Source organism: Nostoc sp. (assembly GCF_036917815.1).
Taxonomy (GTDB): Bacteria; Cyanobacteriota; Cyanobacteriia; order Cyanobacteriales; family Nostocaceae; genus Nostoc.
In genome coordinates, this window is sequence record NZ_JBALEK010000066.1 from 25,909 (window position 1) to 40,223 (window position 14,315).

Sequence of the window (14,315 nt, forward strand, 5' to 3'; positions counted from 1 at the left end):
ACACAACACGCGCCGACTCCCCTTTCTCCAATTGTTTTTATGTGAATTGCCTACTTAAGGTAACAGGTTTATGCACAGTAATCTTCTTTTTGTGGATAGAAATCATCTTTTTTTCACGTAAATCTCCCAGTAGCCTAGTAACAGTAACACGAGTTGAACCAATTGCCTCTGCGATCGCTTGATGAGATAACTTCAAATCAATAGTGATCCCATCTGCACAAGGAACGCCAAAATCCCGACAAAGAATTAACAAAAAACTCACCAACCTAGAACCCATATCTCGATGAGCGAGAGTTTCAATCATCATCTCTGTTTGTAAAATGCGCGAAGACAGACCTCGCAGCATTAACATTGATAATTCAGGATTTTCCTTGAGCGCTACTTCCACCTGTTCAATTGGTGCTGACAGTAATTCCGCAGGAGTAAATGCAACCGCATGGTAAAACCGATCCGACTTATTTCCTGTCAGCAATGACAATACACCAAAAACACTATTTTCCCGCAGCAACGCTACCGTTATTTCCTCTCCTGCCTCGTACACCCTGGAAAGTTTAACAGCACCTTTCAAAAGAAAATAAACTCGTTCGGCAGGATCGCCAGGAAAAAAGATCGTTTTATTGCGTTCAAACGTTTCCACAACTGGCGGAAACGCCCCGGTCGCCATCTGACGAAAAACATTTGCTAGGGCTTTATCTTGTGTCACGATCATCTCCCTTCCCCTACCCAATGCCGGAAAAACAAAAACTGATTACCTAAGAATACACCCGAAAAATGAATAAAGCACCGTCAACCTTTCTGTACTTTCCTATACTCCAACTAATCTCTTCATAACTCTTTGTTTATAATGATACATAATTGTTGATCCTTTCAGCTACTAATTGTTGATAAGTAGTTCCAATAGCTAGATTCAAAAGGTTTTTTGAAGAACAAATAAAGATATCTTCAGAATATCTTTATGAAAAATCAAGATTTTTGTCACAGCAAACACCCTTAGCAATATTCATTTTTGCAAATTCTCTATAAAACAAAGACAAAACGTGCCTCAGATTCTAGTATGCTCCTAATGATCGATCGCATTAACAATTTTTATGCTAAATTTGACTGGAAAAAATGCCCTTGTTACAGGTATTGCCAATAACCGCTCGATCGCCTGGGGCATCGCCCAACAGCTGCACAAAGCCGGAGCAAACCTGGGTATTACCTACCTGCCAGATGAACGCGGCAAGATGGAGAAAAAAGTCGCGGAATTGGTAGAACCCCTTAACCCCAGCTTATTTCTTCCCTGTAATGTCCAAGATGACGAACAAATTCAATCTACCTTTGAGACAATCCACGATCAGTGGGGAAAGCTAGATATCCTCATCCATTGTCTGGCCTTTGCCAGCAAAGACGATTTAACTGGAGATTTTAGCCAAACCTCTCGTTCTGGCTTCAATACGGCCTTAGAAATCAGTACCTATTCACTAGTGCAGTTAAGTGGTGCAGCCAAACCTTTGATGACAGAGGGAGGTAGTATCGTCACCCTGACATATTTAGGTGGTGTCAGAGCAATCCCCAACTATAACGTTATGGGAATTGCCAAGGCGGGGTTAGAAATGAGTGTGCGTTACCTGGCTGCTGAACTAGGACCACAAAACATCCGCGTGAATGCCATCTCCGCAGGCCCAATCCGCACTTTGGCATCTTCAGCAGTGGGTGGGATTTTGGATATGATTCATCATGTAGAAGAAGTAGCTCCCCTACGACGCACCGTTACTCAGCTAGAAGTTGGCAACGCTGCGGCTTTCCTGTGTAGTGAATTATCCAGTGGCATTACCGGACAAATTCTGTATGTAGATGCAGGATATGAAATTATGGGAATGTAAGATAATTTGGGCATTGGGCATTGGGCATTGGGCACTTGTACTGAGCGTACCCCTCCGGGGATCTTGCTACGCGTAGCGTCTCCAAGAGTTGCCGTTGGCGCAGCCTAAGAAGAGAAGTATTGGGCATTGAGTATTAATAAAATTCTTGTCCATACCCCATACCCCATGCCCCATGCCCCATTCCCCATTCCCATTTCCCATTCCCATTCCCCATGCCCTATTTCCCATGCAAATCAGCAAAATTAATTCAAACTCCGATCAGTCAACTAAAACCCCTCGGATTGCCACTGTTCACCGCGCCACTGGTGAAACCAATGTGCAAGTTACCATCAACCTGGATGGTAGAGGAACTTGCACAGCAGCAACAGGCATTCCGTTTTTGGATCACATGTTGCATCAAATTGCCTCCCACGGGCTGATTGATATAGATGTCCAAGCCAAGGGAGACTGGGAAATTGATGACCATCACACCAACGAAGATGTAGGCATTACCTTAGGGCAAGCTTTGAACCAAGCACTAGGCGACAGAAAAGGTATTGTCCGCTTCGGTAATTTTCTTGCACCATTGGATGAAGCGTTAGTTCAGGTAGCGCTAGACTTTTCTGGACGGCCTCACCTTAGCTACGGCTTGCAAATTCCTACTCAACGGGTAGGAACCTATGACACCCAACTGGTGCGAGAATTTTTTGTGGCTTTAGTGAACCATAGCCAAATGACATTGCACATCCGGCAACTGGATGGGATTAATTCCCATCACATCATTGAAGCGACATTTAAAGCCTTTGCAAGAGCAACCCGGCTAGCTGTAGAAATAGACCCCCGTCGTGCTGGCGTAATTCCCAGTTCTAAGGGCGTTCTATGAAATGGGTATTGGGCATTGGGCATTGGGTTTAGTAGTCTCCCTCATCTCCCTCATCTCCCTCATCCCCCCATTCCCCACTCCCCAGTCCCCAGTCCCCAATAATTGACACACCAGCAGTTGATGGTTATTATCAGCCTACCGGGTAACTTCTAATTAATATCAAGCTGATAAATAGTGATTTAACCGAGATGAAGTCTGTTGCAGATGACTCTAATTCTCAACTTAATACGACCGACACTCCGCCAGTAGTCCTAACTTCTGAGTTGCGAAAAGTCTATCGCACCGGTTTTTGGCTAAATCAAAAAGTCGTATCTCTCAAAAACTGTTCTTTAACGGTTTACAAAGGAGAAACCTTTGGGTTGCTAGGGCCAAACGGTGCTGGTAAAACTACCCTTTTAAAATTGTTGCTGGGAATTATTCATCCCACCTCTGGACGGGGATCGTTGTTGGGTAAACCAATAGGCGATCGCACTGTCAAGCAACATATCGGCTATCTGCCGGAAAATCCCTATTTATATGACTATCTCACTGGCTGGGAGTTTTTGCAGCTAGCTGCTGGGCTATTCCAAATTCCCCAAAGTGTCCAACGTCAACGCATTCCCCAACTGCTGGAATTAGTGGGTTTATCCCAAGCCGATGCTCGTAAAAAGCTCTTGCGCCGCTATTCTAAAGGAATGCTACAGCGTGTTGGTATGGCACAGGCGTTAATTAACGAGCCAGATTTGGTTTTTCTAGATGAACCGATGTCCGGGCTTGATCCGGTAGGACGCTATCAAATGCGGGAAATTATTCTGGCGCTCAAAGCCGCCGGCAAGACGATTTTTTTTAACAGCCATATTCTTAGTGAAGTAGAACAGATTTGCGATCGCATTGCCATCCTCGCTCAAGGTGAACTAATTTGCTCTGGTTCCCTCAATGAACTCTTAGGCGGAACCGACACATATCACGTCAAAGGTCAAGGTGGTGATTGGGAAATTCTCCAAAAATGGATACCCACTCTCAGATTTGAGCCTGATGGTTCCTGGCAAGGTACACTACAAAATGATTACTATGATTTTCTTGCCAGTCTTCGTCTCATGGAGGGTAAAATTATTGCCATGAACTTGTCGCGTCATTCCCTAGAAGAATTTTTTATGGAACAAATCCAAATAAAAAATAACTCCCTTAATTAGTCTTGTTGCCAAATGCTAAACTGTCCCTTGGCTTAAAGAACAAAAACCAAAAATTCTACCTTTTTGAGTTATCTTTGCTCAAACAAACCCACAAAAAATAAAATTCTGACCTTTTTTCAAGTTATTTGTACTTAGTTAATGAAGTTCTTCATAATTTTGTTACTCTCTTACTAAGCTAAAACACATCTAACTTGCATATTAAAATTTTCTCAATATCTTGTGGAGTGGGCAACATGAGCGCCCTAATTATGCGAATCGAATGCCGATTAGCTTATTCGTCGCGTATTTAAAATCACAGGAGACTTCAGAAATTAATTATGCATTGCCCGAAATGCTTGGTACGCAAAATTAATGTAGCCGAAGGCTTACCATTCGCGTAGGGTCTCCGTTAGGAGAAGGGTATTGTGCCTACGTCATTTTCTCTCATATCTCTAGTTTAAATGTCATCAAATTAACTTTGGCAATAAAATTTTATTCATAAGTATTTGATTTAGATAAAATACAATTTATTGTATAAACTGCATTTAGTTGCCTAAGTCGGATACTTTTTGAGCATTGCTCTATTCAAGCAGCGTTAACTTTTAGTTAACTTCATTAAAAATTTAAATTTAATAAACAAATTTCCTCCCGAAAATCACACTTTATCTAGGAAAATAAGAGTGTCGGGGAACTTGAATACTTAGGTATAGTCAAAATAAGAATGTTTAGACAATACTTTATTGATCGTAGTTTCAGAGTCTCAGGTAAATATGCTTAACAAAAGTTTGTCTAAATTCCTAATTCAGCCAGTTGTAGGTGTGGCTTTGTTAACTGGTGTCAATACCGCCGTGTCATCTGTCAGTCTAGCTCAGGGACAACCATTACCACCAACGACACAATCATCAACGACACAAACACAATTAAATACTGATTATTCATTAGGAGGCGGGGATCTCATCCGTGTAAATGTATTTGAAGTACCCGAATATACAGGTGAATACCAAGTTCCCCCAGGTGGAGCAATCAACCTACCTTTAATTGGCAGTGTGTCAGTCCTCGGTTTAACAACTGAACAGGCTTCTGATGAAATTGCTAAAAGATATGCTCGCTTCCTCAAGCGCCCCTTAATCTCAGTAAATCTTCTATCGCCTCGTCCCATCAATATTTTCGTTGCTGGAGAAGTGACACGTCCCGGAGGTTATACTCTCAGCTTGAGCGGAGGAGCCGGCAACAATCCAGGCGTACAATACCCCACTGTATTAGCCGCATTAACAACAGCGCAGGGAGTGACTTTAGCTGCGGATGTGACTCAAGTTCAATTACGGCGTAAAATAGGACCATCTTCAGAGCAAACCGTCACCGTCAATTTGAAGGAGCTCGTCCAAACAGGCAGGTTATCACAGGATATTACCTTGCGGGATGGAGACACTATAGTTGTGCCAACTGCAACCAACTTCAACGTAGCAGAATCCCGCAATATATTTGCAGCTAACTTTGCCGCCAGCCAAACCACACCCCGCACAGTAACAATTATTGGTGAAGTTAACCGTCCGGGTTCCTATCTTGTCACCCCAGGCAACACAGATGCTCAGGCTCAGGCTCAGGCAGGCGCAACCACTAACAGTGGCACTGCCAGTCCCACTGGTCTACCAAATGTGACGCGGGTAATTCAACTAGCTGGGGGAATTACAGGACAGGCTGATGTTCGTAATCTCAGACTACGCCGACCTACAAGAAATGGCTCAGAACAGACTATAGATATTAATCTTTGGCAACTATTGCAGAGTGGTGACGCCAATCAAGACATCATCGTACAAGACGGAGATACAATTGTTATTCCCACGGCAACTGAAATCAACCCCGCAGAAGCCACTCAATTAGCTACCACTACTTTGTCTCCTACATCTATTCAAGTTGGTGTGGTCGGTGAAGTTAAAAAACCAGGTTTAACACAGGTTCAGCCGAATAGCTCTTTAAATCAAGCTATACTTGCTGCTGGCGGATTTAATGATGCCAGAGCGAGTAGTAAGGCTGTTGATTTGATTCGCCTCAACCCTAATGGTTCTGTCACTAAACGTATAGTAAAAGTGGATTTCTCCGCCGGAATTAATGAGCAAACTAATCCCATACTCCGCAATAATGATGTTGTAGTAGTCACCCGTTCAGGTGCAGCTAGTTTTGGCGATACCGTAAACACTATAACTGGGCCTCTAGGTATTGTCCTTAATCTTCTGAACTTGTTCGGACTCTAGTTTAAGATATAGATGCAAATTGGGGGCGTTGGTCAACCCTCTTTGTCCCTAAAACTGCACTATCCTTGAATCAAAGTTCAATAGTCAAGGGATAATATAGCAATCCTAAATTATTCGTAAGAGATAAAAAAGCTGACAAGCTGATCTCCGTATTTTCTCACGATTTAATTTAGATTGCTATAGAAAACAACTACAGACTCATAATGGGAGTATTAAATTAACTCTTATACTGCCTTTTGAGAGCAAGAGTTCTATACGTTTAAATATCAAGCCTAGAGCCGCACTCTTACAGAAAAGCCAGCTACGCGTAGCGGATCGCAGAGAAGGCATCGCTTCCGATAAAATTGTGTTTTCTATCCGCTATTTTTATAAACTTTTTAAGTAACACTACTCATTTACAAATGCTTTTGACTCTAAACCTCTTACTAAAAATTCTTAATGTACATTAATAGGCTTTTGCAAACCTTGTTGTAGGTACTCAGATTTATTATGATAATGAGAATATTTTAGAAGGTGGAGACAATAAAAGCTAGTCTCTGCCTTATTTTTTGTGATGTAGTGATTCTTATTATCATAAGAATTATTTAAGTAAATTAACTTATTGATGACAGATATACTATCTTAACCACACACACCGCCTATACACAGTAAAATGATGTCGAATTGAAAATGAGGTCATTTGTACGGTTGCTTGATCTCCATTAATGGGGTAACTCTGGATACTAATAATTTTTTTCAGTGCTTTTACTAGATATTTTCCATTTTTTGGACCACAAGCTAAAAAGGCATTTCAGTCATATTTACGCGAAAATCCGCAGGTGTAAACCTAAAAAACCGTGTATAAACTTACAAAGGGCAGTCACACCACCGTATCCAATACTGAGTTACGAACTAAGGCTAGAGTTACTGACTGTTGACGATTAAGTTTTTGCAACATACCCTATTTTTTCCCTATGATGATTCATGGTTTCGGTTTTCTTAGTTTGAGCGCATCTCTTGTACTTCCCTGGGTATTAACAGGTCTGGTTCAAGGACAGAGAATAACAGATTCTTTAGTTAAAGATGTTCGTCAGTTATCCACTGTTCAAGAAATACCACTACCTAGCCGCAAGCTAATCAGCCAGGTTTCAACTGCGACAACATATTATGTTAGTGGTAACGGAAACGACAGAAATCGCGGACTCTCTACCTCATCCCCCTTTAGGACAATTCAAAGGGCAGCAGATCTTACCAACCCTGGGGACACCGTACTTATTATGGACGGAGTATACAAGAATGCAAGCCCAGTTGGAACGGTACTAGATATTAAACGCTCTGGAACTGCAAATGCATGGATTACCTATAAAGCATATCCTGGAGATAAGCCGAAACTTCAGAACAATGGATGGCATGGAATTTGGATTCACAATGGAGCGTCATATATTGAGGTCAATGGGCTGGAGATTGTAGGAAACAATGGCAATATAAACCGTGCTTATGCGCTGAGTCAGAAGTATAACAAATTAAACCCACTGACGAATGGAAACGGCATCACCATAGATGGAGATAACAATAGTCGCTCTCACCATATAAGTATTCTCAACAACAAGATACACGATTGTGGAGGGGGAGGCATTTCAGTTATGGAATCGGACTATGTGACAGTGGATAATAACAAAGTGTTCAATAATGCCTGGTACTCAGTCTACGGTGCTAGTGGCATTTCACTCCTCAACAATTGGAATTCTGACAATGGCAACAGCCAGAAGTACAAGAATTTTGTGACCAGAAACGAGGTCTACAACAATCAAATGTTAGTTCCCTGGATTCAAAATGGAAAGTACCAAGACGGTAATGGTATTATTGTTGATCGTTCAAGAAATAATACGGCTGGTTCGACATTGAATGCGTATCAAGGACGTACTTTGATTGCTGACAATATCTCATATAAAAATGGTGGTTCGGGCATTCATACCTATGAAAGCGATCATGTCGATATTGTCAGCAACACAACTTATCTGAATAACCAGACTGCGGGAATTATGTACGGGCAAATCATGAGTAATTATTCAGGTGATATTCAGGTTATCAATAACATCCTTTATTCTGCGCCTAACAAACCTATAGACCTGAAGAATCAAAGTACCAACGTTACTTTTAACTACAACCTCTACAACAACAATGGTTATAGTGTAAATGCTGTTGGACCTAACGATATTATGGCAGATCCACAATTTATTAATCCCTCGATTGGTGACTTTAGACTGAAGCGCACGAGTCGGGCAGTCGATAGTGGTTATAAGTCGAATTATATCTTAAATAATTTGAAAACCGATTTTCTAGGCAACCCTCGTATTTCTGGTTCAGGACTCGATAGAGGGGCATACGAAATGCAAAATTAGTTAAGAATGACCTTCGCCAATTTACGAAGATTGGTAAAGGTGAGTTAATAGTATTGCATCGGGTTGTATGGCAAAATGATGATTTATATAGAGTTTTTGTCTACAACCCGTTCTTGTAACCCACATTCCGAATCTGATAAGCTGTTCCACCTCACAATAGTTACAAAAATTTTAAATATGCAAACTAGATGTGGTTTAGCTTATCAAAGCTTGATTTTAATGCCGTAGCATAAATAAGGGCATGGTAGAACAAAATTATATTATATATAGTTATAGTCTCTTAAAGACTTACAAAGAATTAATTTATGGGTATTTAAAAAAAATAATCATTATTAATAGAAGAAAGCGGTATAGCGGTTCTCGGTTGAGTGAGGTACAAGAACCCCACCCCCAACCCCCTCCCCGCTCTTCGAGAGGGGGCTTAAGATGTACCTCACTAGATTGAGAAACGCTATAGCGGTCACTTTAAAAATTTACACTTGTGAGAAATTATCAGAGTCACAAGTGTGTTTATTTAAGATTATAAATTTGTTAATTGCTATCTAAAAATAAAAGTTAGGTTTTCACATGACAGATAGAATTAACAATTGAAAATCAAATACATTTAAGTTGGGGATTACCCCAACTTAAACTGATTCTACATATAGATGTAGGGGTCTTATCTTAAACCCTTGGATTTTGTATAAACCAATTACCCAGATGCTTGTCGGATAATTTCTTTTCTGGAGTAAATGGTTTATTGATATCTCTTCAAGTAGTCCCTAAACTTTGGAGGGTTTATTTTTTTGCCAGTCCCTTAAGCTCTTTTCTTAACTCCCTTGGTTTAAAATACTCGTGATCATGATATAAATAACTACTAGATTCATTTTTATGAATGATTCCATTCACAACTAAACCTAAGACGTTGTAATTAGATCTCTCTAACATCTCTTGAGCAGCCTTAGCACTGTTAGAATCAATTACGCCAGGTCGGGCTACTAACAAAATCCCATCAGTCAGTTGGCTTAAAGCTAAAGCATCGGCTGCCAAAAGGAGGGGAGGAGCATCAATAATTACAAAATCATAGTTATGTTGAGATGAGAAGTTTTCAATTAATGATGCCATCCGTTTTGAGTCAAGCAAAGCAAGTGGGTTGATAGGTCTATCTCCAGCAGTTAAGACATCAAGATTATCCATTACTTTAGATACAGCAATGTCAAATTCAACCTCACCTACAAGAACCTCACTCAAACCAACTCCATTACTTAGTTGCCAGAGTTCATGCTGAGAAGGAATTCGCATATCTGCATCAATTAGTAAAACTTGACGTCCTAGTTGAGCGATCGCAGCTGCCAAATTAGCTGAAACTGTAGACTTGCCTTCTTTAGGAACTGCACTAGTTACCACAATAGTTTTGAGCGCTTTATCTGAACTCAGGAATTTCAGATTGGCTTGAATCATTCGGTACATTTCGCTAGTTAAAGAGTAAGGCGTATCTCTAACAGCAATTACTTGAGTCGTTGATTCCAAACTGGAATAACGGGAGCGAGGCTTGGCTTTAATGGACAAAGGAACAATTCCTAGCAAAGTATATCTAAATATATCTCTGACTTCTTTAAGTGTTTTTAGAGATGTATCTCTCAGTCCGAGAAAGAGAACAGTTGTGGTGGCTAAAAATAAACCGAGCATTACTCCTAACAGCAAAACGATAATTTTTTTGAGCAATACTGGATCTTTGGGCACTGAAGCCTGAGCAATAATTCGGGAACTGGCTGTATTTGTATTCTCCGCTAACTGTAATTCTTGAACCTTTTTTAATAAAGTTTGATATGTCGATTCTGCAACGTCAACTTTCCGTTCTAACTCACGCTGATTTTGTGCCAGTTGTGGTATGAGTTTCACCCGTTTTTCGTAGTTGTAACGTGAATTATACAGAGAGGAGAGTCTTTTAGTTAAGCCAAAGCGCTGTATTTCTGACTGCAGAAAACTTTGTATCAGGCTTTGTCTTAGTTGTCCAATCTGCAATAGGTTCTCTGAAACCTGTGTTTGATCGCCAACAGTTTGACCAATTTGCTGTTGCAGGAGAGATTTTAAATTAGCTTTTTTTGCTTCTAGGTTCATGACTACGGGGTTGTCATCTAGGAAACGGCTGCGCTCAACCGCTAACTGCCTCTCAGTGTCTTGAAGTTGTGTCAGAACTCCCTGTACGGCAGGTGACTGACTGAGGGCACTCACTGCCATCGCTTCCTGAGAATTTAGCTCTACTTTTTGGCGCAGTTCATTGGTTTGGGCATTTACCTCATCCAACTGAGCCTTAACAGTATTCATCTCATTATCTAGATTTCCAATAGTCGCAACGGCTGTTTTTGTCTCCTCTGATAAATCTGCAATCTGATTCTTTTGTTTAAATATACGTAGTGCTACTTCTGCATTATCAACAGCAGCTTGAGTTTTAGGAAGTTGCTTGGCTATAAATTGACGAGTTGCTCCTGCCTCAGAGCGATTTGTCAGAATGTCATTTTCTAAATATAAATTCATAATTGTGTTGACCACTGCCGCTGCTTCTTCAGGGTCATGGCTGGTATAGCTAATTCGTACTACATCTGTGCCACTAACAATTTTCACGATCAGAAGTTTTCGTAGCTTTTCTACTTCTAGAGGTTTACCTTCGTTGTCTTTAAGTCCTACTTTGTCTATTGTTTTCTGCAATAAAGTAGGTGAGGAAATAACTTCTACTTGAGTGTTTATAGGATTTTGAGTTGCTAGCAGGGATTTTAAATCTCCTGCATCTTGTGCTTCACTGTTAGTAGGTAAAAGTTCAGATCCTACTAGTTTAAAAGAAGGAATTCTAAATAACAGTTTTCCTTCGGCTTCATAGGATGGCTTCATGAATAGTACAGCTATCACACTGAGGATAAGTGTAGCTGCAAATATACTTGTAGCAGGTAGCCACCATCGTTTCAATATCAATAAGTAACGACTAAGGTCTAAATCAATAGATTCTCTAGATTCCATAGATTTTTCTGACATAAATCTTCAAAAGTATATGTTTCAAGCAAAAAACTAAAAATTGACTTAGATCACTCACAAATCAGTACAATTGACAAGCAAGACTTATATGATTTTACAATATAAGTTACAAGTTTAGTTCACATTTGGGCACAATTGCACCACAGTGTTCTATTTCCTTCTATTGATCAAAAACTTTGGTGTCTTTTGGATTCCATGTGAGTTAAGGGTGTCCTAATTATACTGCAATAGCATAAATGAACACTTTAGCACTCACTTAATAGTGATTCTTAAATTTAAAGTAGCTAACTAGCTTTGCCAAATTTTATCATAAGCCTCTAACAGTTTCGGAGCTTGATATTGCCACTCAAGGATCTCCTCCATTCTGCGTCGCCCCTCGGCTCCTATTTTTTCTCTACGTTCAGGAGCATCTAGAAGCTCCAAAATTTTCTCCGCAAATTCGACCTCATCATTAGGCTTGGCATAAAGAGATGCCTCCTGTGCAGAACGTCTTCCCTCTCGCAAATCAAACTGGACAATTGCTTTTCCCATCGCCATATATTCGAGGATTTTATTCATGGTGCAGTTTTCGTTATAAGCAGATGTTGGAGAGGGTTCTACACAGACGTCGCAACTTGAAAGCCGCTCTAGAAGTTCTTCCCCTTGCTTGAACCCTGTAAATTCTACGAACTCAGTCACTTCTAACTCTTTAGATAATGCCTTGAGTTTTTCAGCCGCAGGTCCACTACCGATTAGCATAAAGTGAATATCAGAGCGATTTTTTTTCTGGACAATGTAATATACCATTCTCAGAAGATAATCGATTCCCTCTGGTTCCCCCATGACACCCATATACCCTATCAAATAGTTTCTACCTCTACGGTAATTAGGGTTCGGGGGCATTCGGTGGAAGCGCGAAAGGTCAGGCGCACTACGAACTACAAAAACCTTCTCTGCTTTCTTGTGCCCACGCTTAAGAGCGACTTCTCGGTGTGACTCGTTCGTTGAAATTACTATGTCTGCCGTGGCATAGGTCAAGCGTTCAGCCCAGCGTAATCCATGATAAAAAATATCGCGCCGTTGATACTTAGCTTCGTACATCTCCGGACTCAGGTCATGATGATCAAAGATAACCCATCTACCATGAAATAATTTAAACCATCCTGCTACTAAGAAAAGTAAATCTGGCGGATTACAAATATGTATAACATCAAAACCACGCTCTCGCCATACCCTTTGAGCTAGACGAAATTGCCAGTTAATTGCCCAACTGTACTCTCGGAGATAGCCAATGACTGAACTTTCTTCTGGTGGTAGAGGATGACGGTAGATGTGAATCTGCTCAATAACTTCATAGTCTTTTTCAAAACCATTACCTGTCGGTGAAATTACGCTAACTTCATACCCAGCTTTTTGTAGAGTAGTTGCTTCCATCCATACCCGCCGATCAAACGGAACTGGCAGATTTTCAACGATAATTAGTACTTTCTTCGGTGATGCCATAATAATCCCAATTTTTAATTAGTTTAGTAAAACACTCACTTGTCAATTCTAAAATCTACCTTCTTTGGGTAACTTCTAGTCATACCTGGTGAAACTGGGGTTAATAACCTACATATCTGCATTTTCATAGCTGATAGTTTTGCAGTTATTGGCTGTTTACACTCACATTATCATCTCTATTTAAGACTGAACGATATAAATCAAGGAAAGAAACCCAATGATTTTTTATATCTAGAGGAAAAACACTTGTTCTAGCCTTCGTTCCTAGAGAAAGCCTCAAAGCATCATTTTCAATCAAAGACTTAATTGCATCTGATAACTGCTGAACACTACCTTGATTAACGATTAATCCATTTTCAGATTGAGTAACTATCTCAGGTATACCTCCTACTGGTGTAACTATGACTGGTAACTCCCAAGCCATTGCTTCTAGCATTGCTAATGGAAGACCTTCGTTATAAGAGGGTAAGACAAAAACATCTGCTTGACTTAGAAGAATATCGCGTTCATCTGACCCTATCCAACCAGGTAATTTTATATAATCTTCTAGATTTAAATTCGTAATTAAGTTACGTGCTTTTTCTATATCTCCATCTCCTGCCATAATCATATTTGATCTAGTTTTACATTCAGTAGGCAAAAGGGAAAAGGCTTTGATCAAATCAAATGCTCCTTTCCGTTCACCAATTCGCCCTAGAAAAAGTAAGTTAACTTTGATCGAGGCTGAACGGTATGGAACTTCGGCAGGAATTTTTACTGGATTATAAAAGACTACAACTTGTTCGGGTTTCAGACCAAGGTTTTCTATATAGAAGCTTTTCCAGCTTTCGGATAATACAATTAAGCGTTGACATTTACAAAATATCCAACTTAGTAGTTTCTGTATCCAATTCGCAAGTCCAGCATAGAAAAGATGAAATTGACTACCATGAGCATGTAAAATTATTGGCTTGTGAAATACCCAAGCTAAAAATGTCATAATTGCTTGTCGTAAAACACTGCCGCGCTGTGAAATTTCAAGTTGAACAATATCAACTTCTTCCCTTATTAGCATCCACATAAATTTCCCCACAGCTTTCAAAAACACCATGATTTTGAGTGAGACGGCTCCTTCCTCGTGAGTAATAATGTGACATATTTGGACTTCAGCAGGAGCATACTCCAAAAAGAGTTTCTCGTAACCGGAAATACCACCTTGCTGGAGTAAGCTAGGACCTAACATGATAATTTTGAGAGTATTACTTCGAGACATAAGCTGTACTTTTTCAACAATTGGTCTATATTAATTAATATATCAGTGCAAGAATCACAAG

The 14,315-nt window shown here is 40.2% G+C and carries 9 protein-coding genes; 5 read left to right on the forward strand and 4 right to left on the reverse strand.

The features are described 5' to 3' along the window. Nucleotides 1-37 precede the first annotated feature (37 nt). Nucleotides 38-709 (reverse strand): global nitrogen regulator NtcA, encoded by a 672-nt coding sequence (gene ntcA, locus V7K97_RS21400; protein WP_322678644.1) that lies wholly within the window; start codon nt 707-709, stop codon nt 38-40. 379 nt (nt 710-1,088) lie between these two features. Between ntcA and fabI the strand changes: the two genes are divergently transcribed. The 5 genes from fabI to V7K97_RS21425 all read left to right on the forward strand — a co-directional run bounded on the left by fabI (nt 1,089) and on the right by V7K97_RS21425 (nt 8,511). After that, nucleotides 1,089-1,865: an enoyl-ACP reductase FabI gene (gene fabI / locus V7K97_RS21405; protein ID WP_334803014.1), complete on the forward strand. Its 777-nt coding sequence runs from the start codon at nt 1,089-1,091 to the stop codon at nt 1,863-1,865. 226 nt (nt 1,866-2,091) lie between these two features. Beyond that, a complete protein-coding gene (gene hisB / locus V7K97_RS21410; protein WP_334803035.1) occupies nt 2,092-2,727 on the forward strand; it encodes an imidazoleglycerol-phosphate dehydratase HisB in 636 nt (211 codons plus the stop codon). Nucleotides 2,728-2,915: 188 nt separating this feature from the next. Next, the gene (locus V7K97_RS21415) at nt 2,916-3,899 is read left to right on the forward strand and encodes an ABC transporter ATP-binding protein (protein WP_334803015.1); all 984 of its coding nucleotides are present in this window, start codon (nt 2,916-2,918) and stop codon (nt 3,897-3,899) included. Between the two features lie 749 nt (nt 3,900-4,648). Next, nucleotides 4,649-6,130: an SLBB domain-containing protein gene (locus V7K97_RS21420; RefSeq protein ID WP_334803016.1), complete on the forward strand. Its 1,482-nt coding sequence runs from the start codon at nt 4,649-4,651 to the stop codon at nt 6,128-6,130. 953 nt (nt 6,131-7,083) lie between these two features. Continuing rightward, on the forward strand, nt 7,084-8,511 hold the full coding sequence (locus tag V7K97_RS21425; protein ID WP_334803017.1) for a right-handed parallel beta-helix repeat-containing protein: 1,428 nt from the start codon (nt 7,084-7,086) through the stop codon (nt 8,509-8,511). 777 nt (nt 8,512-9,288) lie between these two features. On the opposite strand, the gene V7K97_RS21430 is transcribed toward V7K97_RS21425, so the two are convergent. From V7K97_RS21430 to V7K97_RS21440, 3 genes are all read right to left on the reverse strand, one after another. Then, the gene (locus tag V7K97_RS21430) at nt 9,289-11,520 is read right to left on the reverse strand and encodes a GumC family protein (protein ID WP_334803018.1); all 2,232 of its coding nucleotides are present in this window, start codon (nt 11,518-11,520) and stop codon (nt 9,289-9,291) included. 288 nt (nt 11,521-11,808) lie between these two features. After that, the gene (locus V7K97_RS21435; RefSeq protein ID WP_334803019.1) at nt 11,809-13,002 is read right to left on the reverse strand and encodes a glycosyltransferase family 4 protein; all 1,194 of its coding nucleotides are present in this window, start codon (nt 13,000-13,002) and stop codon (nt 11,809-11,811) included. 145 nt (nt 13,003-13,147) lie between these two features. Beyond that, entirely contained in the window at nt 13,148-14,254 is a 1,107-nt protein-coding gene (locus V7K97_RS21440; RefSeq protein ID WP_334803020.1) for a glycosyltransferase family 4 protein, read from the reverse strand. Nucleotides 14,255-14,315: the final 61 nt, after the last annotated feature.

Bases quoted from the DNA above. Each gene is read 5' to 3' on its own strand.
- V7K97_RS21435 (WP_334803019.1), bottom strand. From the start codon at position 13,002: ATGGCATCACCGAAGAAAGTACTAATTATCGTTGAAAATCTGCCAGTT.
- hisB (WP_334803035.1), top strand. From the start codon at position 2,092: ATGCAAATCAGCAAAATTAATTCAAACTCCGATCAGTCAACTAAAACC.
- V7K97_RS21425 (WP_334803017.1), top strand. From the start codon at position 7,084: ATGATGATTCATGGTTTCGGTTTTCTTAGTTTGAGCGCATCTCTTGTA.
- V7K97_RS21430 (WP_334803018.1), bottom strand. From the start codon at position 11,520: ATGTCAGAAAAATCTATGGAATCTAGAGAATCTATTGATTTAGACCTT.
- ntcA (WP_322678644.1), bottom strand. From the start codon at position 709: ATGATCGTGACACAAGATAAAGCCCTAGCAAATGTTTTTCGTCAGATG.
- fabI (WP_334803014.1), top strand. From the start codon at position 1,089: ATGCTAAATTTGACTGGAAAAAATGCCCTTGTTACAGGTATTGCCAAT.
- V7K97_RS21420 (WP_334803016.1), top strand. From the start codon at position 4,649: ATGCTTAACAAAAGTTTGTCTAAATTCCTAATTCAGCCAGTTGTAGGT.
- V7K97_RS21415 (WP_334803015.1), top strand. From the start codon at position 2,916: ATGAAGTCTGTTGCAGATGACTCTAATTCTCAACTTAATACGACCGAC.
- V7K97_RS21440 (WP_334803020.1), bottom strand. From the start codon at position 14,254: ATGTCTCGAAGTAATACTCTCAAAATTATCATGTTAGGTCCTAGCTTA.